This is a genomic window from Sagittula salina, from assembly GCF_017813235.1.
GTDB classification, from domain to species: Bacteria; Pseudomonadota; Alphaproteobacteria; order Rhodobacterales; family Rhodobacteraceae; genus Sagittula; species Sagittula salina.
This window is the reverse complement of the sequence record NZ_JAGISH010000010.1, coordinates 105,542-129,269: the sequence shown is the minus strand read 5'-3', so window position 1 is coordinate 129,269 and position 23,728 is coordinate 105,542. Positions and strand designations below refer to the sequence as shown.

The following is a 23,728-nucleotide window of genomic DNA, read 5'->3' as shown; positions in this document are numbered from 1 at the left end:
GGATGTGCTCCGATGGTGCCTCCGGTTCTCTGCCACGGACCCCGCAGTATTTCCGGCCAGGCAGAAGCAGGGGCCGTCTCAGCCGTACCGTTGCACGAAGCCTTCGAGCAGGCGGGCGGGATGCGTGACTTGGGCCGCGCGGCACATCTCGATCAGGGCGTCCGCTTCTTCGGGTGGGAAGTAGCCTTTGTGACGGTAGATGCGGATGCGGGTTTCAAAGCCCGCCGCGTCCGCCTCCGGATGAAACTGGGTCGCGTAGACGTTGCGACCGTGACGGATCATCTGGAGGGGGCAGCCGTCGGACGTCACGAGGTGGGCGGCGCCTGCAGGGAGGTGCTGCACGGCCTCCTTGTGGCCCACGAAGGCACTGAAGGTTGCCGGGAGCAACGCGGTCAGCGGGTCCTTCGCGCCCTCGGACGTGAGCCGGCAACGGGCGGCGGAGACGGGTTCGCCGTAGCGCGCCTTTGACACGTCGGCGCCGAGGTGATGGGCCAGGATGCCGATGCCATAGCAGCAACCCATGAAGGGAATATCGCCTCCGGTAATGGCAGGCATGAGCGACAGGCAGGCGGCCTCGATGCGCGCCTCGACCGGGTCCTTGGCCACGGGCGGGTCGGATACACAGCCCGGCCCGCCGCCGACGATGACGCCTGAATAATCGCTTGGGTCAAGCGCTGCTGGCAGCGCCTCGCGGTCGAGCCGGATACGGTGGACCTGTGCCTCGCGCAGCCCGCCCTTGTCGAGGAAGGCGTGGTATTCGTCATCGCTGGCCTCGGTTTCGGGGCGCAGCTGGAGGAGGAGGAAGCGTGCCATGGCGCGAGGCTATGCGCGGGGCGGGGCCACCGCAAGCCGCCCTTGGCAAGGGGGGCGCGCATGGCTTATAGAGGCGCGAATTTTCAGAATACGTGACCGAGAGGCAAGACCATGGCCGGCCATTCCAAATGGGCAAACATCCAGCACCGCAAGGGCCGTCAGGACAAACTGCGGGCGAAAGTCTTTTCCAAGCTGTCGAAGGAGATCACGGTCGCCGCGAAGATGGGCGACCCCGACCCGGAGAAGAATCCGCGCCTGCGTCTGGCGGTGAAGGAAGCCCGGTCGCAGTCGATGCCGAAGGACAACATCGAGCGGGCCATCAAGAAGGCTGTCGGCGGCGAGGGCGAGGATTACGCCGAGATCCGCTACGAGGGGTACGGCCCGAACGGGGTCGCGGTGATCGTGGAGACCATGACCGACAACCGCAACCGGACCGCGTCGACCGTGCGATCGCTGTTTTCGAAGAACGGCGGCAATCTGGGCGAGACGGGGTCGGTCGGTTTCATGTTCGAGCGCAAGGGCGAGATCGTCTACCCGGCCTCCGTGGGCAGTGCCGATGACGTGATGATGGCGGCGATCGAGGCGGGCGCGGAGGATGTGGAATCCTCGGAGGACGGCCACATCGTCTACTGTGCCGATACGGACCTGAACGAGGTCTCCACCGCGCTGGAAGAGGCGCTGGGCGAGTCGGAGTCCACGAAGCTGGTCTGGCAGCCGACCACGACCACGGAAATGGATCTCGAGTCGCTTCAGGGGCTGATGCGGCTGGTCGATGCCCTTGAGGACGATGACGACGTCCAGCGGGTCACGACGAATTTCGAGGCCACCGACGAGGTCATGTCCCAGCTCGAAGGCTGAGGATCGAGCGTCCGCGAACCGGGTTAGAGGACTGGGGCCGCAGGGCTGGGTCAAGATCGGGGAGCGCGTCGTGTCCCAGCGTGGGACATCTTTCGGACTCAATGTATTCAGGATGTTAGGCGGGCCCGTTCAGGGCCCGTTTACTTTCGCAGGACCCGGCCTGCGCAGGGGCCACGGGCCGCGATGACCGCTTCGGGGCTTGCTGTTCGGGTTGGCCGGGTCGCTTGCGCCACTGCCGGATCGCCGCTGTGCAGGAGAATTCGGGGCGGGGTTTTGCCGGGCGTGGCCCTGGTGGCGGCGGATAACAGGCCCGATACCCGTCCGGTTCGCAGAATGGCCCCGGTCCCTTGTTGCAGGCCGGTTGGCTTACCTCTTATGTCTGCCGAGGCGGCCTTTTCGATCCTGATCGCCCGCCTGGAAGACGTGCGCGCGGGCCGAAAAGGAGCCAGCACCGGCGGCGTCAGGGTGCGGGCAGCAGGGCCGCGCGGGCGTGGCGGCGCAGGGCTTGGGTCAGCGGGCGGATCGCGGCGGCGGTGAGGCTGCGGACCTGCCAATGGAGCGCCACGTCGTGCGGGCGGTCGGGGTGCATTGCCAGCAGCGCGCCGCTGTCGAGATGCGCCTGCACCAGCGGCAGCGGGTTGAGCGCCCAACCCAGACCCTCGCGCGCGGCGGTGACAAAGCCGTGGGTCGAGGGCAGGTGATGCACAGGTGGCCCGAGCCGCCGTCCCGGTTGCCCCGTGTGACCAGCCAGCCCCGTCAACCCGGCCAGCCAGCCGCGTTGCAGCACGTCCTTGCCCGAGAAATCCAGCATCGGTGCCTGCGAGAGCGCCTCGACCGTGACACCGTTTGCGAAGTGGCGGGCGTGGAAGGCCGGCGAACAGGTGGCGAAGTAGCGCATGGTCCCGAGCGCAAGGCTGTCGCAGCCCTGTACCGGGCGCGCGCGCGCGGTGATCGCCGCCATCACGTCGCCGTCGCGGAGGCGGGCGTGGCTGACGCTCTCGTCCTCCACCACCACGTCAAACAGGAAATCCGTCGCCGCAAGCGCGGGGATCGCCCATGTATCAAGGCTGTCGGCGTTGACGGCGATGCGCAGACGGGCGGTGGCGGAATGCCCCAGATCGCGGGCAAGGTCCGCATCGAGAAGGGCCATGTCGCGGGCGTGCCGGGCGAGGCGACGGCCGGTTTCCGTCGCCGTTACGGGCGTGGTGCGCAACACGAGGGGGGCACCGACGCGATCCTCCAGCGCGCGGATACGCTGCGAGATCGCGGAGGGCGTGACGTTCAGCGCGCCCGCCGCCGCGTCGAAGGCGCCGAGACGCAGAACGGCCTCGAGGGCCATGAGCTGGGCGGGGTCGTGCATGAGCATCTCTTATCTATGTGTAGACAGTTTAATTCGGCTTTTGCGCCGCGTCACGCTAGGACGGCGAAAAAGGAGAGCGGAATGACGGGATACCTGCAGGGGATGGCGCTGGGGCTGAGCCTGATCGTGGCGATCGGGGCGCAGAACGCTTTCGTGCTGCGGCAGGGGTTGCGGCGCGCACATGTGCTGCCTGTGGTGCTGGTCTGTGCGGTCTCCGACGCGGTGCTGATCGCCGCCGGGGTCGCGGGATTCGGCGCCCTGGCTGAGGCGCTGCCGGGGCTGGACTGGGGGATGCGGGTTTTCGGCGCGGCGTTCCTGGTGTGGTACGGGGCGCGGTCGCTGTGGGCGGCATGGCGCGGCGGCGTGGCGCTGGAGGCGGGCGAGGGCACCCAGAGCCTGCGCGCGGCGGTGCTGACATGCCTCGCGCTGACTTGGCTCAACCCGCATGTCTACCTCGATACGGTGGTGCTGCTCGGCTCGGTTTCGGCGCGCTATGATGCGCTGCCCTTCGCTCTGGGCGCCATGTCGGGATCGTTCCTGTTCTTCTTCGCGCTGGGCTACGGCGCGCGCGGGCTGGCGCCGCTCTTCGCGCGGCCGCTGGCCTGGCGTCTGCTGGACCTCGTCATCGGGCTGACCATGTGGGGGATCGCACTGGGACTGCTGCTGGGCTGACCGGGGGCCTTGCCGGGGGCCTTGCCGGGTGGAGCGCCGCCTGCGCGGTTGCGCCGGTGAGAATTTGTAAAGCAGAGATGCAGGGGCCGCGGGGCGTTCCTGCCTGTTTCTCTGCTTGAAAAATACTCCCGCCGTCTGGCGCAGCGCTTCGGGGCGCGTTACCCCTTCGGCCATGGACACGCAGCAACGGCCCGGCATGGGCATTTTCTGGATGGCGGTGACGGGGCTGTGCTTTGTCATGGTGACGGCCCTTGTGAAATCCCTCGATGGGGCAGTGCCCGCGGTGGAGGCGGGTTTCCTGCGCTATCTCATGGGGTTGGTCTTTCTCATCCCGGTCTGGCGAAGGCTGGCCGCGGTGCGGCTGACACGGCGGCAATGGGGGTTGTTTTCCCTGCGCGGCGCCATGCACACCATTGGCGTGGCGCTGTGGTTCTACGCCATGTCGCGCATCCCGTTGGCCGAGGTCACGGCGATGAACTACCTCAACCCGGTCTATGTGACCCTGCTGGCGGTGTTCTTTCTGGGCGAGACGCTGCACATCCGGCGCATCATGGCAATCGTGGCGGCGTTGATCGGAACATTGCTGATCCTGCGGCCTGGCTTCCGCGAGCTTGATCCCGGTCATTTCGCAATGCTGGCGACGGCGCTGGTCTACGGCGTGTCCTACCTGCTGGCCAAGGTGCTGTCGGGCGAGGTCAGCGCCACGGTGGTGGTGGCGATGCTGTCGGTCACGGTGACCATCGGGCTGGCGCCCATGGCGCTGGCGGTCTGGGTCTGGCCGACGGGATGGCAGGTCTTTGTGCTGTTCGGCGTGGCCTGTTTCGCCACGGCGGGACATTACGCGATGACGCTGGCCTTTGCCGCGGCGCCGGTGACGGTGACGCAGCCAGTGACCTTCCTGCAGCTGGTGTGGTCGGTGATTCTGGGCGCGCTGTTCTTTGCCGAGCCGGTGGATGTCTGGGTCGTGGCGGGGGGCTCGCTGATCATGGCGGCGGTGGTGTTCATCACATGGCGCGAGGCGGTGCTGAACCGGCGGGTGACGCCGGTGGTGGCGGAGACCAAGCACTAGGCTGACGCGGGCTGAGCGCACGTAACCTTAAAAATCCGCAAGTCGGGCGCAATCCTGCCCGATTCGGTAGGCATTTCTTAATCCGTAAACAGTCAGTTTCAGGAGGGTGGACAATGTTTGCGGAGAACAAGTTGACGGACGACATGGCTGAAATCGAGGCTTTCCTCGTGCGTGAACGCGCGAAGGTGCTGTCGGAGGCCGAGTGGAAGTTCCGCATGCGGGGCTACGGCTACAACCTGCGCCGGACCAATGGCGGGGTGGAGGTGGCACGCCTGCCGCAAAACACCGTGCTGGGCACGCTGGCGCTGTGATGATGACACGCGGCTTGCGGCCCCGGTCGCAGGACGCCTGACGCGCGACCCAAAGGGTGGGCATTCGGGTCGCCTGTCAGATGGGTGCAAAACTGCGCGAGTCTTGATTGACTCGTCAGTCAAGAAACGGCAGTCGTGGAGACATGCCGAAGCAAGGACAGCAACCGATACGGCGCGCGGCGCTGGTGGCGGCCACGATCGAGGAGATCGGGGCGAAGGGGTCCCTTGACGTGACCGTCAGCGCGATCGCGAAGCGTGCCGGCATGTCCAGCGCGCTGGCGCATCACTATTTCGGCGGCAAGACGGATATTTTCCTTGCCGCCATGCGACACATCCTGAGGGAATACGCCGCCGAAGTCCGGCAGGCGCTACACGCCGCCGACCCGGCCACGCGGCTGGAGGCGGTGATCGCGGCGAACTTCGCCCCGTCGAGCTTCGAGGCGGCGACGGTGTCGGCATGGCTCGCGTTCTACGGGCTGGCGCAGCGCGATGCGCAGGCGCGGCGGCTGCTGGCGGTTTACCACGCGCGGTTGCGGTCGAACCTGCGTTTCGCGCTGCGGGGCCGCTGCACCGCACCCGACCGTGTGGCGGAGGTGCTGGGCGCGCTGATCGACGGCGTCTACCTGCGAGCGGCGCTGGCGGGGACGGGGGTCTCCGGCTCCGCCGAGGAGGTCACGCGCGTGGCCCATGCACTCATGACAGAAGGAGGGGCCGATGCCCTATGACACGCAACCCGTGGCGAGCCACTATGTCGATGGCGCCTACCTGGAGGACAGCGCGGGCGAGGTGATCGAGGTGATCTACCCGGCCACCGGCGCCACAATCGCGCGCGTGCACGCGGCGACGCCCGACGTGATCGAGAAGGCGGTCCAGAGCGGCCTGCGTGCCCAGTCCGCCTGGGCCGCCATGAAGGGCGTCGAGCGCGGCCGCGTCCTGTTGCGTGCCGCCGCGATCCTGCGGGAGCGCAATCACGGCCTGTCGGTGCTTGAAACCTGGGACACCGGCAAACCCCTGTCCGAGACGATCTGCGCGGATGCCACCAGCGCGGCCGACGCGCTGGAATACTTCGGCGGCCTCGCCGGCACACTGACCGGCGAGCACGTCCAGCTTGGCGCCGACTGGGGCTATACCGTACGTGAACCGCTGGGGCTGTGTGTCGGCATCGGCGCCTGGAACTACCCCACGCAGATTTCCTGCTGGAAGGCCGCGCCCGCGCTGGCCTGCGGCAACGCCATGATCTTCAAACCCTCCGAAGTGACGCCGCTTTGCGCGCTGAAGGTGGCGGAGATCATGGTGGAAGCGGGCGCACCGCCCGGACTGTTCAACGTGGTGCAGGGCGCGGGTGCGGTCGGTGCCGCTCTGGTCGGCGATCCGCGTGTGGCGAAGGTCTCGCTCACCGGCTCCGTCGCCACCGGGCGCCGCGTCTATGCAGCCGCCGCCGAGGGGGTGAAGAACGTCACCATGGAACTGGGCGGCAAGTCGCCGCTGATCGTCTTCGACGACGCCGACATCGAGAACGCCGTGGGGGGCGCGATCCTCGGCAATTTCTATTCAACGGGGCAGGTCTGTTCGAACGGGACGCGGGTCTTCGTGCAGAAGGCGATCAAGCAGCGCTTCCTCGACCGGCTTGCCGCCCGTCTGCAGGGCGCCGTGATCGGTGACCCGATGGACGAGGCGACGACGCTGGGGCCGATGGTCTCGCAGCGCCAGCGCGACATCGTGTTGGGCTACATCGAAAAGGGGATCGCGGAAGGCGCGCGTCTGGTCTGTGGTGGCAATGCGCTGGCGGGCGATGGGTTCTACATCGCGCCCACGGTCTTTGCCGATGTCAGCGACGACATGACCATCGCGCGCGAAGAGATCTTTGGCCCGGTGCTGTCGGTTCTCGACTTCGACACCGAGGAGGAGGTCATCGCCCGCGCCAACGCAACGGAGATGGGCCTCTCGGGCGGCGTCTTCACCCGCGATCTCGCCCGGGCACACCGGGTGGTCGGGCAGATGCAGGCGGGAACCTGCTTCATCAATTCCTACAACGACGCGCCGGTGGAACTGCCCTTCGGCGGGGCAAAGATGTCGGGCGTGGGGCGCGAGAACTCCAAGGCCGCCATCGAGCATTATTCGCAATTGAAGTCGGTCTATGTGCGCATGGGCGACGTGGAAGCACCCTTCTGAGGCGCCCCGCCCGCGGCGGCCTCGCGTCGGTGAGTATTTGGAAAAACAGAGAAGCAGAGGCCCCTGTTTCTCTGCTTCGAGAAATACTCCCGCCGGAGGCGCCAGGCGCTCGAGGCATGCAGAACGGTCAATATCCGGGAGAGACGTAATGGACGCGGATTACATCGTCGTAGGTGCCGGGTCGGCCGGTTGTGCGCTGGCCTATCGGCTGGTCGAGGCGGGCAAGCGGGTGATTGTCGTGGAATTCGGCGGCACCGACTGGGGGCCGTTCATCAACATGCCCGGCGCTTTGAGCTATCCGATGAACATGAAGCGCTACGACTGGGGTTTCATGACGGAGCCGGAACCGCACCTGGGCGGGCGGCGTCTGGCCTGTCCACGCGGCAAGGTCGTGGGCGGGTCATCCTCGGTCAATGGCATGATCTACGTGCGCGGTCACGCGCTGGATTACGAACACTGGGAGGCCCAGGGCGCGGCGGGCTGGGGCCATGCCGACGTGCTGCCCTATTTCAAGCGCATGGAGGACTGGCACCACGGCGGCCACGGCGGCGATCCTGCGTGGCGGGGGCGGGGCGGGCCGCTGCATGTGACGCGCGGGCGGCGGAACAACCCGCTTGTGCGGGCCTTTGTCGAGGCCGGGCGGCAGGCCGGTTACCCGGAGACGGGCGATTACAACGGGTTCCAGCAGGAGGGATTCGGCGCCTTTGACATGACGGTGTGGCAGGGGGCGCGTTGGTCCGCGGCGAAGGCCTATCTGCGGCCGGCCAAGAAACGCGGCCTTCGGCTGGTGCGCGGGCTGGCGCGGCGGGTGGTCTTTGACGGGCAGCGCGCCACGGGGGTCGAACTGGACATGGGCGGGCGCGTCGAGGTGCTGCACGCGCGCGAGGAGGTGGTGATCTCCGCCTCTGCGATCAACTCGCCGAAGCTGTTGATGCTGTCGGGGATCGGCCCGGCGGAGGATCTGCACGCGCAGGGCATCGCGGTGCGTGCCGACCGCCCCGGGGTGGGGCGGAACCTGCAGGACCACCTGGAGCTTTACATCCAGATGGCCGCCACCCAGCCGGTGACGCTGGCGAGGTACTGGCACCTCATGGGCAAGGCTTATGTGGGCGCGCGGTGGCTGTTTGGCCGGGCCGGGCCGGGGGCGTCGAACCAGTTCGAGAGCGCGGGGTTCATCCGCTCGAAGGCCGGGGTGAAATATCCTGACATTCAATACCATTTCCTGCCCATCGCGGTGCGATACGACGGCCGCGTCGCGCCCGAGGGCCATGGCTTTCAGGCGCATGTGGGGCCGATGCGCTCGTCCTCGCGGGGTGCGGTCACACTGCGGTCTGCCGATCCGGCAGAGGCGCCGCGCATCCGGTTCAACTACATGAGCGTGGCACAGGACTGGGAGGATTTCCGCGCCTGTATCCGCCTGACGCGGGAGATCTTTGGACAGGAAGCTTTTGCCCCCTATCGCGGTCACGAAATCCAGCCGGGGGCGGCGGTGCAGACGGATGAGGAGCTGGACGGGTTCATCCGGGAGCACGTGGAGAGCGCCTATCACCCCTGCGGCACCTGCCGGATGGGGGCGGAGGAAGACGCAGGCGCGGTGGTCGATCCGGAGGGCCGGGTGATCGGCGTGGCGGGGTTGCGGGTGGCGGACAGTTCGATCTTTCCGCGCATCACCAACGGCAACCTGAACGCGCCGTCCATAATGGTGGGTGAGAAGATTGCCGATCACATGCTGGGGCGGCGGCTGCCGCGCGATGACTCCGTGTCCTGGGTACACCCGGAGTGGCAGTCACAGCAGCGCTGATTTCGGGCTGGTGGGCCGAGGGGGGGCGTCCAGATAGTATTTCGGGCGTGCGTTAAGTACGATTGAAGGCCGTGCTTGCTGTCGGCTTGGGCAGTGGTCAGTTTAACGGAATGTTAAACTTTCTGAAAATCGTCGGTGTTCTGGTTTTGGCCCCTATGGCGGTGCAGGCCGATGTCGCCAGTTCCGGGCCTGCGCGGATGCTGGACGGCGGACGGATAGAGGTCGGGGGCACGGTGTTCCGGCTGCACGGCGTGACCGGCGTGGCGCGCGGGGCGGTCTGCGGACAGGGGCGCTGGGCCTGGGGCTGCGGTGCGTGGCTGGGGGCGGAACTGCACGCGCGCTATGAGGGGCGGATACTGGATTGCTTTGAACTGTTCCGCGACTCCAAAGGGATGGTCGTAGGCTTCTGCCTCGACGGCGGTGCGGATCTGGGCCGCGAATTGGTGCGGAGCGGTCTGGCCTATGGCGCGGAGGCGGGGGCCTATGCGCAGGAGGCGCGGCGGGCGGCGCGGATGCGGGCGGGGATATACGCGCTGGGTGACCGGCCGCATCTGGCGGCCGGGCAGGACTCCGCGACGCGCCGGGCGTATTGGCGCAAGTGACCTCAGCAACACACGCCTGCGTTTAAGGTTAATAGAGGATTTCCCTTGAAGCGGCCCGAAACCCGCCAGATGTTAGGGAAATGTTCAGATATCTTGCCATTGTAGCGGTCCTTCTTGGCGGACCGGTCGCGGCCTCCGACCTGGTCGGGGCCGTTCATGTGATCGACGGGGACACCATCGACGTGGGCGATCACCGTGTACGGTTGCACGGCATCGATACGCCGGAAATGAAACAACGCTGCGGTGGCGAGGGCAGGGCAACCTGGGCCTGCGGGGCCTGGGTGGCGCGCCATGTCGCGCAGGTCTACGAAGGCCGGATGGCGCGCTGCGACGTGCGGGACGTTGACCGGTATGGACGGCTGGTGGCGCGCTGCACGGTCGACGGGCAGGACATCGGGCGGGGTCTTGTACAGCAGGGACTGGCGCTGGCCTACACGACATATTCGAACGAGTATGCCAGCGACGAGGCGCGGGCAAAGGCCGCCGGGCTGGGGCTGCACGCCGTCGAGATGGATGACCCGGCGCAGTTCCGCAAGCGCGCGACTACGGCGCAGACCGAGGCTTTGCATGTCTCAGGAAACTGCCAGATCAAGGGCAATATCAGCGGCGGCGGCACGCGCAGGATTTACCATATGCCCGGCCAGCAGCATTACCGCGATACGCGTATCAGCGCGTCGAAGGGCGAGCGCTGGTTCTGCTCCGCCGCGGAGGCCGAGGCCGCGGGCTGGCGCGCCGCGAAGCGCTGAGAGTTTTCGCGAAAAAAAGCGTGGCGAGGATATTCCATTTGACCCGTGTCAATGTGCGGGGCCGGCGGATGCGCCATCTTGTCTTTGAACAAGGAAGACAAAGGAGACGCAGATGTCCCACGTTCCCCATCAGTTGGCCGAGGAATTCCCGGAATTCGCGGAGAAGATCCACACCCTCAAGACCTCGGACGCGCATTTCGCGAAGGTGGCCGAAGCCTACCGGGATGTGAACGAGAAGGTCCACAAGGCAGAGACCAACGTCGCCCCCATGGAGCAGCTGGCCGAAGAACAGCTGCGTAAGGAGCGCGCCGCGTTGAAGGACGAGCTTTACGCCCTGTTGCGGGCCTGATCGGTCTTCATACGACCTGTATCGTGCCGGGCGTCCCCTTGGGGCGCCCGTTTTCGTTCATTTGAGGTAGGGCGCGATGGCCTCGGTGATCGGCGCGGATTGCGGCCGGGCCGTGGCGCCCCATGTCGCCACCGGCCGGCCTTCGGGGTCGAGCAGGATCTTGTTGAAATTCCATGCGGGTTCGAAGCCCTCGGTGGCTTTCAGCCATGCGTAGAAGGGATGCGCCTCGGAGCCCCTGACGTGCGTGATGGTGGTCATCGGCAGGGTCAGGTCGAAGTTCACGGCGCAGAAATCGGCGACCGCCGCGTTGCTGGCCAGTTCCTGACGGAAATCACCCGACGGCACCGCAAGAACCACGAGGCCACGGTCCTTTTCTGCGTCATACAGCGCCTGAAGCCCGTCAAACTGCGGGGTGAAGCCGCAGCGCGAGGCGGTGTTGACGACCAGCACCGGATGGCCCCGGAAATCATCGAGCGCGATCTGCCCGCCGTCGATGCTGTCGAATGTAAAGCTGTCTGCGAAGGCGGGGGAAGCCAGAAGGCAGAGGAGGAGGGGAAGGCGCATCGGGGTCTCCTTGGCGGGTATGCAAGAAAGATACGTCAGGCGGAACGAAGTGGTTTCAAGATTTTCTGGGGCAGGGCGCGTCCCCTGGCGCCGGTCCGGGGCTGGGGTTCGTCCGGCAGATGGGCGGTAAACGCGCGGTCTTGTGAAGCGAGGACGCCATGTGCCGCGCTTGCCTTGGCGCGGGACGCGTGGTGGGATGGGGCTTTGTGGCACGATGTTCGTCAGGAGATGCGCGATGGCCGGAGGATGGAGCCGGGACGGGGCCGAAAACGAGCAGATGGAGGCATCCATCCAGGAGGAACTGGAGCGGATGAAGCTGCGGCGCGGGCCGGTGGGCGAAAGTTTCACCGAATGCGCGGAATGCGGGGAGGAGATCCCGGAGAAACGGCGGCTGGCTCTGCCGGGGGTCAAGCTCTGCGTGGACTGCGCATCTGAGCGGCAGGGGCGCGCGGTGCGGTCCGGCGGGGTCAACCGGCGCGGATCGAAGGACAGCCAGTTGAAGTGAGCGGTGCGTCGGAAGCTCACGCAACGGGCCGGGGCCGATCAATAGCGAAGGGGCGCCGAGCGGCGCCCCTGTCCTGTTTCGGTGCAGACTGTGTCAGTCTTCCATCGCCTCAAGCTGGTCGATGAAGCCCTCGATCATCGACAGGCCCTTGTCCCAGAAGGCGGGGTCGGTGGCGTCCAGACCGAAGGGGGCCAGAAGGTCCTTGTGGTGCTTCGAACCGCCGGCCTTCAGCATGTCGAAGTATTTGTCCTGGAAGCCCTCGGGCGCGTCCTTGTAGGCGGCGTAGAGCGCGTTCACCAGGCCATCGCCGAAGGCATAGGCGTAGACGTAGAAGGGCGAGTGCACGAAGTGCGGGATATAGGCCCAGAAGGTTTCGTAACCCTCCATGAAGTCGAAGGCATCGCCCAGCGATTCCGCCTGCACCGACATCCAGAGCGCGTTGATGTCATCGGGGGTCAGTTCGCCGCCGCGCCGCGCCGCATGCAGTTTGCATTCGAAGTCATAAAAAGCGATCTGGCGGACGACCGTATTGATCATGTCCTCGACCTTGCCGGCGAGAAGGACCTTGCGTTCCTTGTCGTCCTTCGCGTTCTCCAGCATCTTCTGGAAGGTCAGCATCTCGCCGAAGACCGAGGCCGTCTCCGCCAGAGTGAGCGGCGTGGCGGCCAGCATCTCGCCCTGTCCGGCGGCCAGAACCTGGTGTACGCCATGCCCGAGTTCGTGCGCCAGGGTCATGACATCGCGGGGTTTTCCGAGATAGTTCAGCATGACGTAGGGGTGCACGTCGGTCACGGTGGGATGGGCGAATGCGCCCGGTGCCTTGCCGGGTTTCACCGCCGCGTCGATCCAGCCCTTCTCGAAGAAGGGGGTGGCGATCTCGCCCATGCGGGGATCGAAGTCGGTGTAGGCGTCCATGACCATGCTGCGCGCCTCCGGCCACTTCACGATGCGGTCGGTTTCCATCGGCAGCGGCGCATTGCGGTCCCAGACCTGCATCCGGTCGAGGCCCAGCCACTTGCGCTTCAACTCATAGTAGCGGTGCGACAGGCGCGGGTAGGCGTTGACCACGGCATTGCGCAGGGCCTCGACCACCTCCGGTTCGACGTCGTTCGACAGGTGGCGGCCGGTCTGCGCCGTGGGCATCTTGCGCCAGCGGTCCAGGATCTCCTTTTCCTTGGTCTGCGTGTTGTGAACGCGGGCGAAGGTCTTGATGTTGTCGCTGAAGACCCGGGCCAGTTCGCGGGCGGCTTCCTCGCGCTTGGCGCGGTTCTGGTCGGTGAGGTAGTTCAGCGTGGCCTCGATATTCTGGGTCTCGCCGTCGACGTCGAAAGTCAGCGCGGCAATGGTCTCGTCGAACAGCCGTTCCCACGCATCGCCCACCACGCCGAGGTCGTGCAGGAATTTCTCCAGCTCGTCGGACAGTTGGTAGGGCTTCATCGCGCGGATGCGGCGGATGGCGGGTTTGTAGCGTGCAAGGTCGCTGTCCGCATCAAACAGGGCATCCAGCGTCGCATCGTCCAAGCGGTTCAACTCAAGCGTGAAGAAAACCAGCGGCGTGGTGTAGTTGGTGATCTTCTCCTGCATGTCGGAGAGGAATTTCGCCCGCTCCGGATCGACGGTCATCTGGTAGTAGCGCAGACCCGCGAAGGACATGATGCGCCCGGCGACGGATTCGATCTTTTCGTGGCGATGCAGCGCGTCGAGGAAGCCCCTGGCGTCCAGCGTGCCGAGCTTGCTCTCGTAATCGGCGGCGAAGCTGGCGCAGGCCTGTTCCAGCCAGTCGAGATCACGCTTCAGTTCGGGGGCGTCGGGGGCGGCGTAGAGATCGCTCAGATCCCATTCAGGCAGCGGACCGAGGTCCTTGCCACCTGCGCTGGCGTTGGCGTCGAAAACCGGTCGGGGAAGGGTGATGCGCATGTGTACCTCTGTTTGCTTTGCCCCTGACATAGGGGGGGCGTGTGGGGGGTGACAAGGCGGGGTGGCGGTAAAAGAATGGAGACTCCGACTGAGTCTGCCCTAAGCTGAGGGCGAGGCGGGGGGCGAGGCCCCGATTCACGCAGTCAATTGCATTAGGGGAGGCGTTTTCAAAGATGGACAACAAGGCGGTTTTATACGGTGTCGGTGGCGTTCTGGTAGGTCTGCTGGGCGGCGCGGCGATCGGCGGGGCGGTGAGCTCAGGCAAGATGGAGAAGGCGATCGGGCGCACGCTGGCCCCCGCGCAGGAGGCCCAGGCCACCGCCACGAGCGACACACAGGCGGCGCTGGCCGGGATCGGGGAAAAACTCGCCGCGCTGGAGGCGGCGGTGACCGGGGCCAAGGTGGATCCGGAGACGCTGGGCGCGCAGATCGGTGAACAGACACAAGGAGTGTCGGACGCGATCTCCGGGAAGCTTGATGACATGCAGGGGGCGCTGGGCCAGCGCATCGACGCGGCGGCCAAGGCGCAGACGGAGGCGATGCAGACGGCCATGGCGGACCTCTCGGGCAGTCTGACACAGAGCGCGCAGATCGCGGCTTCGGCGGTGGCGGCAGCGGACGGCGGCGAAAGCGGCATGAGAGTCGCGAGCGAGGCTATGGAGCTGAGCGACGCGCTGGGCGTCGGGCAGACGGTGGTCTTTGCCGGTGGCGATCTGCGGGTCTTTGTTTCGCGGCTGGACAAGGCGGGCGGGTCCGCCAGGCTGATGATCGACGGGGACATGGTGGATATCGGGACCGGCGGGACGACGCGGGTAAGCCTGAACGAGGCGGAGTGTTCCGTAGCGGTCATGGCGCTGACCCCGGAGGGCGTTACGCTTGGATCGGATTGCGCGGGGTCGGGGGCGCAAACGGCGGACAGCGCCGAGGCGGAGGCCGAGCCGGAGGAGGCCATGGACCAAGGCACGGACCAAGGTGCGGGCCAAGGTGCGGATCAGGGCGCTTTTGACGCGGAAAACGCGGTGAAGGCGGGCGGCACCCTGCGATTCGCGGACGGCAAACTGCGCGCCTATGTGGTGTCGGTCGATGAATCCGCCGGTGCGGCGAAGGTGGCGATCAACGGGTTTTCACAGACGCGGCTGTCGGTAGGCGAAAGCGTCGAGGTTGCGGTGGATGAAGCCACCTGCAGCGTGACCCTGACCGGGGTGCAGGGGCGCGCGGCGTCTTTGGACGGTAGTTGCGAGTAGCGGCGACAGGCCCCGGCCGCGTTGCGCGGTGGGGGACTTTGCTGCAATGGGGCTTTTGCGTCTAAAACAGGTAGGTGTAGGTCAGATGGGCTCCGGAACCCGCTGCACCGTCAGTCCCGGCCAGCGTGATCGTACCGTGTGTGCGCAGGTCGTAGCCCATCGCCATGCCATAGGCATCATCGCGGGCATCCTGGGTGAATTCACCCATCAGCGACAGTCCCAGCCGGTCGCCCAGGGGGACGCTCAGGTCCAGGGACACGGCTTTTGGGCGGGCATTGGCCTCCGGGTCGAGCCAGGCGAGGCCCAGTTCCGCGCGACCAAGGTCGAAACGCGCGCCGATCTTGGCGTTGGTGCCGTCCTTCATGCCATCGTCGTCGCGCAGCGCTTCGAACGCGGCCATCAGGCTGTAGCCCGTGCCGTGCCATGTCAGCGCGAAAGACGCCGAGCGAAACGCGCCTTTGGTGGCATCGTGCAGCGAAACGATCCAGTCCAGTTGCCCCGTGCGGCCCCCGGCCGAAACGCCCCAGGGCACGGCGGTGCGGCGCATGGCCTCGACCGTGTTGTAGGACCGGCCGTATTCGGCGCGGGAATAGGCGAGGTAGGGCGCGACGTGGGTAAAGACGGAGGGAAGCACCGCGTCATAGGCGGGCCGCAGCGCGCCGATCCTGAAGCTGTCGCCCAAGGTCAGCGCGGCGTAGGTTTCATGCGGGTTCTTGCCGTCGAGGGCAAAGAGATAGGTACCGAATTCGAACGTCAGCGGTGCCGCCTTCGAAATGGGCAGGGCAAAGGTGGCGTCGATGGCCCCGAATAGGTTGCCACGCGCCATGCCCGTCAGTCCGATGTCGATGCTCCCCGAATGGTTGAAGGATTGCGCCCGAGCGCCGCTGGTCTGGGCGGCGAGGAGGGCGAGGGCGAGAACAGACAGGCGCGGCATGTAGGGCTCCGAACGGGGGCAGGTGTCTTCGTTAGTCTGCGGCCGGGAGCGGGGCAAGGAAAAGCGCGGATAGCGGGGATGCGTGGTCCGGGTGCCCCGGTGATGAGATTCTGCCCTTTTAGCCAAAGGTTTCCAGCATGGCCCTGAGGTCCCCCAGCGTGTTGGCCTCCTGCACCGGCTTGTCGCGGCGCCAGCGCACCATGCGCGGGAAACGCAGCGCTATGCCGGATTTGTGGCGCGGGCTTTCCTGAATGCCTTCGAAGGCGATTTCGAAGACATGCTCGGGCTTTACCTGCCGCACCGGGCCAAAGCGCTGCTGCGTGTTGCGGCGCACCCAGGCGGTGATCTCGTCGAACTCCTTGTCGGTCAGCCCGGAGTAGGCCTTGGTAAACGGGGTGAGTTCGTTGCCGTTCCAGACGGCAAAGGTGAAGTCGGTAAACAGGTTGGCGCGGCGCCCGTGGCCCTGCTGGGCGTAGATCATGACGGCATCGACGGTCAGCGGATCGAGCTTCCATTTCCACCAGTCGCCCTTTTTCCGGCCAGCGAGGTAGGGCGCATCGAGCCGCTTCAGCATGAGTCCCTCGGCACGGGCCTCGCGGGCGGCAAGGCGGGTAGCCGCCAGCGACTGCCACGCATCGAAAGGGAGCGCCGGCGAGAGCCGTACATTGGTGTACGCGGGTGCATTTTCCAGAAGGGATTCAAGCCGTTCCCTCCGGTCCTTCAGGGGCAGGTGCCGGATATCCTCGCCACCGTGTTCCAGGAGGTCATAGGCGAGCATGGCGACGGGGGCGTCCTTCAGCAGCTTCCTGGTGACGGATTTTCGGGTGATGCGTGGTTGCAGGGTGGCAAAGCGCAGCGGGCCGTCGTCCCAAGCCAGCAGTTCGCCGTCGAACACGGTGCCGGGGGGCAGGAAATCGGCGGCGGCGGCGAATTCCGGAAAGCGGTCGGTGAGCAGTTCCTCGCCGCGCGACCAGAGATGGTGCTGCCCGTCGCGAAGGATCAGCTGGCCGCGGATGCCATCCCATTTCCACTCCGCCTGCCACTCGTCGGGGGTTCCGAGCGCTTCGGGCGCATCCTCCAGCTGGTAGGCGAGGTAGAAGGGATAGGGGCGGCTCAGGTCGGCCTGGGGATCGTCGGCCTCGATCAGGGCGTGAAAACTTGTGGTTTCGGGCGTCCACTTTCCCATGAGCTTGAGCGCCAGCGTGGCCTCATCCTGCCCGGTAGCCTGTGCCAGCGCACGGGTCATCAGCTTGCGCGAGACGCCGATGCGAAAGCCGCCGGTGACCAGCTTCGTGAACAGGAACCGTTGCGGCGTATCCAACTGTTCCCAGGCGTCGAGGATCACGGGTTTGCGCTGTTCGAGGGGGAGTTGCGCGATGCTCTTGAGCGTCCGGATCCAGTGCGTCAGGGGCAGGTCGCTGGCACGCACGGGCGGCGGCAGCACCAGCGCGATGGTTTCGGCCAGATCGCCGACGATGGGATAGCTTTCCTCGAAAAGCCACAGCGGGATGCCTGCGCACTCCGCCGCCAGTGCGCGCAACTCGGTGGCATTGATGGCGCGCTTCGGGCGTCGGCCCGAGAACAGCGCGATGCACCACAGCTTGTCCTCGTCGGGTGCCTCGCGGAAATAGGCGGCCAGCGCGTCGGTCTTGACCTTGGTCTTTGTCGTCTGGTCGAGCGCTGTGAACAGCCGGGTGAAGCGTTTCATGCGGCTTCCCCCCCGGTTGTCTCCGTGCCGTCTTCCTCCTCGCCGAACTCGGTCTTCAGGACGTGGGCATCGTAGCCTTCCGCTTTCAGCCAGCGGGCAAAGATCTCCGTGTAACCATGTGTGGCATAGACGGTTTCCGCCCCGGTCGCGCGGATCGCCTCCTGCAGACCGGGCCAGTCGGCGTGATCTGACAGGACAAAGCCACGGTCCATCCCCCGCCGCCGCCGGATGCCGCGCAGCGCCATCCAGCCAGAGGCAAAGCCCGCCGAAGGGTTGCGAAAGCGCCGTGCCCATGCGCTGCCAAGCGCCGCGGACGGCGCCAATACCAGCGCGCCCGCGTGGTCCTTTACCGCCGTATCCGGCGTTACGCGGATCGTGTCGGGCAGCGCGTAGCCCTGTGCGCGGAGGATCCCGTTCGTGGCCTCGACCGCGCCATGGGTCAGGATCGGCCCGACGGGGTCGAGCAGCGACAGCAACCGCTGCGCCTTGCCCAGCGAATAGGCGCCCAGCAGCGCGGTCTTGCCCTCGGCACGGCATTGCCGCCACCAGGCGTTGATTTCCTCCGCGACCCGCGCCTGCGGCGGCCATTTGAACACCGGCAAACCGAATGTGCATTCGGTGATGAAGCCATGGCAGCGCACCGGCTCGAAAGGCTCGCAAAAGCCGTCGTCAGTGGTCTTGTAGTCGCCGGAGACAACCCAGACCTCGCCACCGACCTCGATGCGTATCTGGGCGGACCCGGGCAGATGCCCCGCCGGGTGAAAGGATACGGAGGCCCCGCCAATGCGCCGCACCTCGCCATAAGCGATGCCCTCGGCGGTGATCTCGCCCAGCCGGTGGCGCATGACGGGCAGCGCCGCGTGGGTGGCTAGGTATCGCCCGTGCCCGGGCCGCGCGTGGTCCGCGTGCCCATGCGTGATCAGCGCGCGCGCCACCGGACGCCACGGATCGACGTGAAAATCGCCTGCGGGGCAGTAGATCCCGCGATCTGTGAAGGTCAGCACATCCGTCTTCATCCCCCAGACCTAAGCCGCCATCGCGCGGCGGCGAGGGGCGCGCGGCTTTCTGCTTCTTCCTGGGTCAATATCTCCGGTTGGAGCGGCCGCAGGCCGTGGGGGCACCCCCCCCTGCGGGGGCCGCAGGCGCGCACGGGTTGGATCGCGCAAGCGATCCGAAACCCATCCGATCAGGCGCTGAGGACTTCGGCCTCGCCCGCACTGTCGAAATGCGCGACGATCTCGGACAGGACGTGCGCGCGGGTGGCGGGAACCTCCATCAGGATCTCGTGCTCGCCCCCCGGCACCATCTCCAGCCGTCCGCCGGGCCAATGCGCCATGCGGGTGCGGATGCGGTCGACGTCGACGATGCGTTCGTTGGTCCCGGTGAAGCACAGGCAGGGAACCTTGGGTGCGGGGCGGCGTGCGAGGGTCCGGGTCTCGGCCAGCGCCTCGTGCAGCCAGTGCAGCGATGGACCGCCCAGTTGCAACTCGGGATGGGCCAGCACCTGGCGGCGCATGTAGTCCCACATGTCCGGATCACGCGTCAGCGTATTGTCCTCGAAGACATTGGCCACGACGTAGCTCGCGGCTCCGGTGCCCGGCGCAAAGAGGTGCCCCAGCCCGACGGATTTGGAAACGCGCGAAATCGCCCATGCGGCGGGGCGCACCGGATTGGCGATGCGGATGCCCCACATCGGGCCGGTGAAGACGGCGGAGGCCACGGGCAACCCCTCCATCAGGGAGCGCAGTCCGATACAGCCGCCCATGGAATGCGCGATCAGGTGCAGGGGTTTCGGCAGATCCAGGACCCTTGCCATCGCCTTCATGGCGGCGACGTCGCGCTGATAGTCTTCGAAAACGTCCACATGCCCGGTGCGCGGGTCGATCAGCATCCGGTCGGCCAGACCCTGACCGCGCCAGTCGATGGCCAGCGTATGATAACCCGCTTCGGCCAGAACGGCGGCGGTGCGGCCGTATTTCTCCACATATTCCGTGCGGCCGGGAAACAGCAGCACGGTCCCCCGCGCGTCTTCCGAAGGGAAGTGCGCGATGCGCAGCCTCAACAGATCCGGCGCCTCGACCCAGAAGGCACGGCTGCCCAGGGGTCCTTCGGACAGATCGGCAAAGAAGGGCGCGGGGGTGGTCGTCATCAGGCGAGGACCCCGGCGAGGCGCATCGCGGCGGACATGTCGCCATCCACCTTCAGCCGGCCGCCCATGAAGGCGGCGGTCGGGTTCAGATCGCCTGCGAGGATCGCCTCGAAGGTTTCCTGATCGGCGGTCAGGGTGACGTCGGTTTCCTCATCGCCCGCGCGCACGCTGTCGCCCTCGATGATGAGGCTGCCCTCGTCTTCGATCACGAATTTTGCGCTGCCTTCAAAGGCTTCCCCCGCCAGTTTGGTTTGCAGGGCTGTCACCGCCGCGCTCACAACTTCGCTCATGTGTCGCTCCTTTAAGCTCTCTCTAAAACGTGCGCTGTTATTCCTGCGCACGGGCGCTAAACTCATGACAGGTAATGAGCACGGGTGACATGGAATTCAAAAATACCGTCACGGCATTTCTTGCCACAGTCATGATTTCCGTACCATTCGCCGTTTCGGCGGAGGAACGCCTTGACACGCTGCTGAGAGAGCTGTCGCAGGCGGAGACGGAGACCGCCGCACAGAGGCTGGAGAATCAGGTGGTCACAGAGTGGTCGAAGACCGGATCGCCCGCCATGGACCTGCTGCTGAAGCGCGGCAACGACGCGCTTGAGGTCGAGGATCTCGAAGCCGCGGAGGAGCATTTCCGCGCCCTGACGGATCATGCGCCGGACTTCGCCGAAGGCTGGCACGGGCTGGCGATGGTCTATTACGGACGCGAAATGCTTGGCCCCGCGCTGGACGCGCTGGAACGGGCTCTGGCGCTGAATCCCAAGCATTTCGGGGCCTTGCGGGGCGTCGGTGCCATCCACGAACAGCTGGGAAATCTGGCCCTTGCCTATGACGCATACGAGCGGGTACTTGAACTGCGGCCGCACGACCCCGAGGTTATCGGGGCACTGGAACGGCTGGAAACGAAAGTGAGGGGCGTGACGCTGTAACGGCGTCCCGCAAGACGATGGCGCAGACAAGACGGATCGCGGCCGTGCTCGGTCCGACCAACACGGGCAAGACCCATTACGCCATCGAGCGGATGCTGGGCTACAAGAGCGGGGTCATCGGACTTCCGCTCAGGCTTCTGGCGCGCGAGGTGTATGACCGGATCGTATTGGCGCGCGGGCCATCGGTGGTGGCGCTGGTCACCGGCGAGGAACGCATCGTGCCGCCGCGCGCGGCCTATTGGGTCTGCACGGTGGAGGCGATGCCCGAAGGCATGGGCGCCGATTTCGTCGCCATCGACGAAATCCAGCTGTGTGGCGATCCCGAGCGCGGGCATGTCTTTACCGACCGGCTGCTGCGGATGCGCGGCACGCATGAAACGCTGTTCCTCGGTGCCGACACCATGCGCGGGCCAATCGCGCAACTGGTGCCGGGGGTGGAATTCGTCCGCCGGGACCGCATGTCACAGCTCGTCTACACTGGCTCGAAGAAGATCAGTCGCCTGCAACCGCGCACCGCGATCGTGGGGTTCTCCGTCGACAACGTCTATGCCATTGCGGAGTTGCTGAAACGGCAGAAGGGCGGCGCGGCGGTTGTCATGGGGGCGCTCAGCCCGCGCACGCGCAACGCGCAGGTCGACCTGTATCAGAACGGCGAGGTGGATTTCCTCGTGGCCACCGATGCCATCGGCATGGGTCTGAACCTCGACATCAACCACGTCGCATTTTCCAGCCTGTCGAAATTCGACGGACGGCGGATGCGGCCGCTGATGCCGAACGAACTGGCGCAGATCGCGGGCCGCGCCGGGCGGGGCATGTCGGACGGAACGTTCGGTGTCACGGGGGAGGCGTCGCCACTGGACGAGGATGTGGCCGAAGCAATCGTGAGCCACAGTTTCGCGCCGCTGAAGAAGCTGCAGTGGCGGTCGTCGGAGCTGAACTTCGGCTCCATCGACGCGCTGGAGCGGTCGCTGGACGTGTCGCCCACGCATGACGTTCTGTCGAAGGCCCGCGAGGCCGACGACCTGCGCGCCCTGCGCGCCATGGCCACGGAGGCGGAGGTGCGCGCCCGCGCGTCTTCCGTCGACAGCGTGCGCCTGCTGTGGGACACGTGCCGTATTCCGGATTTCCGCGGGATTTCCTCGGGCGAACATGCGGGCCTTCTGAGCACGATTTTCGGCCACCTGCATCAATCCGGCGCCATTCCCGATGACTTCATGGCGCGGCAGGTCAAAAGAATCGATCGAACCGATGGCGACATTGATACGTTGTCGAAACGGCTCGCCTATATTCGGACGTGGACCTATGTTGCGCAACGCAAGGGGTGGACCCGTGACGAAGAGCATTGGCGCGGGACGACTCGCGCTGTAGAAGACCGCCTGTCGGATGCATTGCATGACCGGCTGACACAGAGATTTGTAGACCGGCGGACCAGCGTCCTGCTTCGCCGGTTGAAACAGAAGGAGGCCCTCTTGGCCGAGGTAAACGAGACTGGTGAAGTGACCGTCGAAGGTCATGTCGTGGGCAAGCTCGAGGGCTTCCGCTTCCGTCAGGACAAGGAGGCCACCGGGCAGGAGGCAAAGACCCTGCGTCAGGCCTCCCTGCAGGCGTTGCAGCCGCATTTCCACCTGCGGGCGGACCGGTTCTACAACGCGCCCGATACGGAGATCGACTTTACCGAGCAGGGCGGCCTGATGTGGGGCGACCAGGCGGTGGGCAAGCTCGCCAAGGGGGACGACCCGCTGAAGCCGCGCATCGTGACCTTTGTCGACGAAGAGGCCGGCGCCGACGTGACCACGAAGGTGGAACGCCGCCTGCAACACTTCATGGATCGCAAGATCGCCGCGCTCTTCGAGCCGTTGCTGAAGATGCAGGGCGACGAGGCGCTGACCGGGCTGGCGCGGGGCTTTGCCTTCCGGTTGGTGGAAAATCTGGGTGTCATCCCGCGCGCCGAGGTGGCCGACGAGGTCAAGTCGCTGGATCAGGACGCGCGCGGCGCGTTGCGCAAACACGGCGTGCGGTTCGGCCAGTTCACCATCTTCATGCCATTGCTGCTGAAACCCGCACCGACGCGCCTGCGTCTGGTGCTGTGGTCGCTGGCCAACGGACTGGACGAATTCCCCGAAGCGCCGCCGCCGGGACTGGTGACTGTACCGAACGTGTCGGAGGTGCCGGCGCAGCACTACACGCTGGCGGGCTACCGCAAGGCGGGCGCAAGGGCCATTCGCATTGACATGCTGGAGCGTCTGGCCGACATGCTGCGCGGCGAGGACAGCCGTGGCGGGTTCGAGGCGAAGGCGGACATGCTGTCGATCACCGGCATGACACTGGAGCAGTTCGCCGACCTGATGCAGGGGCTGGGCTACCGTGCCGAAAAGGCCGAACGTACCAAGGTCAAACCGGTCGACGCCGTTCTGGAGCCGGAAACCGGCGAGCAGGTCGAGGGCGAAGCCACCCACATGGCACCGGATACACCGGTGATGGACATCGCCGCGGAAACCCCGCCGACGCTGGAGCCGGGGGCGGAAGAAGCCCCCGCTCCCGCCGATGTGCCGGAAACCGTGGCCGAGATCACCGATCACGGCGAGGCCCCCATTGCGGAGGAACCCGCTGAGGCCCCTGCCGAAGACGCGCTCGCGAACGAGAACGTCGTTCCGGAAACGCCGGAGGAGGAAATCCTTCCCGGTGAAGCGCCCGACGCCGCCGTGGCGGGCCCCGAGACGGAGGTGTTCTACACTTTCACCTGGGGCGGAAATCGCGGCAACCAGCAGCGCCGGGGTGGTGGCCAGCGTGGTCAGCGCCGCGACGCACAGCAGGGTGCGGGCGAGCGTGGCGAGCGGAGCGACCGGCCGCGCGGCAAGGGCGGTCCCAAGGGCAAGGGCGGTCCCAAGGGCAAGGGTGGCCCGAAGGGCGACCGCGACCGTGGACCGAAGACCTTTGAATCCCGCCCGCCGCGCAAGGAAAAGCCGATCGATCCGGACAACCCCTTCGCCGCGGCGCTCATGGGGCTGAAGGGCAAGAAGTAA

23 protein-coding genes are annotated in these 23,728 nt (G+C 66.3%); 14 read left to right on the top strand and 9 right to left on the bottom strand.

Translation table 11 applies throughout. From position 1 onward, the window contains the following. Positions 1 to 78: 78 nt before the first annotated feature. Positions 79 to 813, bottom strand: coding sequence for a glutamine amidotransferase (locus tag J5474_RS17190; RefSeq protein WP_209362337.1), 735 nt, complete (start codon positions 811 to 813; stop codon positions 79 to 81). 111 nt (positions 814 to 924) lie between these two features. On the opposite strand from J5474_RS17190, the gene J5474_RS17185 reads away from it, so the two are divergent. Continuing rightward, a complete protein-coding gene (locus J5474_RS17185; RefSeq protein ID WP_209362336.1) occupies positions 925 to 1,671 on the top strand; it encodes a YebC/PmpR family DNA-binding transcriptional regulator in 747 nt (248 codons plus the stop codon). Between the two features lie 460 nt (positions 1,672 to 2,131). Here the strand turns inward: J5474_RS17185 and J5474_RS17180 are convergent, their stop codons facing one another. Continuing rightward, a complete protein-coding gene (locus J5474_RS17180) occupies positions 2,132 to 3,031 on the bottom strand; it encodes a LysR family transcriptional regulator ArgP (protein WP_209362335.1) in 900 nt (299 codons plus the stop codon). Positions 3,032 to 3,112: 81 nt separating this feature from the next. Between J5474_RS17180 and J5474_RS17175 the strand changes: the two genes are divergently transcribed. The 9 genes from J5474_RS17175 to J5474_RS17135 all read left to right on the top strand — a co-directional run bounded on the left by J5474_RS17175 (position 3,113) and on the right by J5474_RS17135 (position 10,753). Then, positions 3,113 to 3,703 (top strand): LysE/ArgO family amino acid transporter, encoded by a 591-nt coding sequence (locus J5474_RS17175; protein WP_209362334.1) that lies wholly within the window; start codon positions 3,113 to 3,115, stop codon positions 3,701 to 3,703. A 196-nt stretch (positions 3,704 to 3,899) separates the two neighbouring features. Beyond that, complete coding sequence (locus J5474_RS17170; protein WP_425342898.1) at positions 3,900 to 4,772, top strand: DMT family transporter; 873 nt, start codon at positions 3,900 to 3,902, stop codon at positions 4,770 to 4,772. A 113-nt stretch (positions 4,773 to 4,885) separates the two neighbouring features. Then, a complete protein-coding gene (locus J5474_RS17165) occupies positions 4,886 to 5,083 on the top strand; it encodes a hypothetical protein (protein WP_209362333.1) in 198 nt (65 codons plus the stop codon). A gap of 143 nt (positions 5,084 to 5,226) precedes the next feature. Beyond that, the gene (betI, locus tag J5474_RS17160; RefSeq protein WP_209362332.1) at positions 5,227 to 5,808 is read left to right on the top strand and encodes a choline-binding transcriptional repressor BetI; all 582 of its coding nucleotides are present in this window, start codon (positions 5,227 to 5,229) and stop codon (positions 5,806 to 5,808) included. Next, positions 5,798 to 7,255 (top strand): betaine-aldehyde dehydrogenase, encoded by a 1,458-nt coding sequence (betB, locus tag J5474_RS17155; RefSeq protein ID WP_209362330.1) that lies wholly within the window; start codon positions 5,798 to 5,800, stop codon positions 7,253 to 7,255. Before betI ends, betB begins: the two co-directional genes overlap by 11 nt. A 148-nt stretch (positions 7,256 to 7,403) precedes the next feature. Beyond that, the gene (betA, locus tag J5474_RS17150; RefSeq protein ID WP_209362328.1) at positions 7,404 to 9,056 is read left to right on the top strand and encodes a choline dehydrogenase; all 1,653 of its coding nucleotides are present in this window, start codon (positions 7,404 to 7,406) and stop codon (positions 9,054 to 9,056) included. Positions 9,057 to 9,166: 110 nt separating this feature from the next. Beyond that, positions 9,167 to 9,658, top strand: coding sequence for a hypothetical protein (locus J5474_RS17145; protein WP_209362326.1), 492 nt, complete (start codon positions 9,167 to 9,169; stop codon positions 9,656 to 9,658). Between the two features lie 80 nt (positions 9,659 to 9,738). Beyond that, positions 9,739 to 10,404 (top strand): thermonuclease family protein, encoded by a 666-nt coding sequence (locus J5474_RS17140; RefSeq protein WP_209362325.1) that lies wholly within the window; start codon positions 9,739 to 9,741, stop codon positions 10,402 to 10,404. Positions 10,405 to 10,516: 112 nt separating this feature from the next. After that, positions 10,517 to 10,753, top strand: a complete 237-nt coding sequence (locus J5474_RS17135) for an HP1242/YdcH family protein (RefSeq protein ID WP_209362324.1) — start codon at positions 10,517 to 10,519, stop codon at positions 10,751 to 10,753. 57 nt (positions 10,754 to 10,810) lie between these two features. On the opposite strand, the gene J5474_RS17130 is transcribed toward J5474_RS17135, so the two are convergent. Further along, positions 10,811 to 11,317 (bottom strand): glutathione peroxidase, encoded by a 507-nt coding sequence (locus J5474_RS17130; RefSeq protein ID WP_209362323.1) that lies wholly within the window; start codon positions 11,315 to 11,317, stop codon positions 10,811 to 10,813. A gap of 235 nt (positions 11,318 to 11,552) precedes the next feature. On the opposite strand from J5474_RS17130, the gene J5474_RS17125 reads away from it, so the two are divergent. Next, entirely contained in the window at positions 11,553 to 11,822 is a 270-nt protein-coding gene (locus J5474_RS17125) for a DksA/TraR family C4-type zinc finger protein (protein ID WP_209362322.1), read from the top strand. Between the two features lie 93 nt (positions 11,823 to 11,915). Here J5474_RS17125 and J5474_RS17120 read toward each other — a convergent pair whose 3' ends face one another. Next, positions 11,916 to 13,739 (bottom strand): M3 family oligoendopeptidase, encoded by a 1,824-nt coding sequence (locus J5474_RS17120; protein WP_209362321.1) that lies wholly within the window; start codon positions 13,737 to 13,739, stop codon positions 11,916 to 11,918. Positions 13,740 to 13,912: 173 nt separating this feature from the next. Between J5474_RS17120 and J5474_RS17115 the strand changes: the two genes are divergently transcribed. Further along, the gene (locus tag J5474_RS17115; protein ID WP_209362320.1) at positions 13,913 to 14,983 is read left to right on the top strand and encodes a hypothetical protein; all 1,071 of its coding nucleotides are present in this window, start codon (positions 13,913 to 13,915) and stop codon (positions 14,981 to 14,983) included. A 61-nt stretch (positions 14,984 to 15,044) separates the two neighbouring features. Here the strand turns inward: J5474_RS17115 and J5474_RS17110 are convergent, their stop codons facing one another. From J5474_RS17110 to J5474_RS17090, 5 genes are all read right to left on the bottom strand, one after another. Continuing rightward, a complete protein-coding gene (locus J5474_RS17110) occupies positions 15,045 to 15,917 on the bottom strand; it encodes a hypothetical protein (protein WP_209362319.1) in 873 nt (290 codons plus the stop codon). Positions 15,918 to 16,035: 118 nt separating this feature from the next. Further along, positions 16,036 to 17,625, bottom strand: coding sequence for an ATP-dependent DNA ligase (locus J5474_RS17105; protein WP_209362317.1), 1,590 nt, complete (start codon positions 17,623 to 17,625; stop codon positions 16,036 to 16,038). Further along, on the bottom strand, positions 17,622 to 18,641 hold the full coding sequence (locus tag J5474_RS17100; RefSeq protein WP_209362315.1) for a ligase-associated DNA damage response exonuclease: 1,020 nt from the start codon (positions 18,639 to 18,641) through the stop codon (positions 17,622 to 17,624). The genes J5474_RS17105 and J5474_RS17100 overlap by 4 nt, the downstream gene beginning before the upstream one ends. Before the next feature lie 170 nt (positions 18,642 to 18,811). Beyond that, positions 18,812 to 19,774 carry an alpha/beta fold hydrolase gene (locus J5474_RS17095; protein WP_209362312.1) on the bottom strand — a complete coding sequence of 321 codons (963 nt, stop codon included), beginning with the start codon at positions 19,772 to 19,774 and terminating at the stop codon, positions 18,812 to 18,814. Then, positions 19,774 to 20,064, bottom strand: coding sequence for an SCP2 sterol-binding domain-containing protein (locus tag J5474_RS17090; protein ID WP_209362310.1), 291 nt, complete (start codon positions 20,062 to 20,064; stop codon positions 19,774 to 19,776). Before J5474_RS17090 ends, J5474_RS17095 begins: the two co-directional genes overlap by 1 nt. Positions 20,065 to 20,153: 89 nt before the next feature. Between J5474_RS17090 and J5474_RS17085 the strand changes: the two genes are divergently transcribed. Further along, a complete protein-coding gene (locus tag J5474_RS17085; RefSeq protein WP_245216534.1) occupies positions 20,154 to 20,705 on the top strand; it encodes a tetratricopeptide repeat protein in 552 nt (183 codons plus the stop codon). Between the two features lie 17 nt (positions 20,706 to 20,722). Continuing rightward, on the top strand, positions 20,723 to 23,728 hold the full coding sequence (locus tag J5474_RS17080; protein ID WP_209362308.1) for a helicase-related protein: 3,006 nt from the start codon (positions 20,723 to 20,725) through the stop codon (positions 23,726 to 23,728).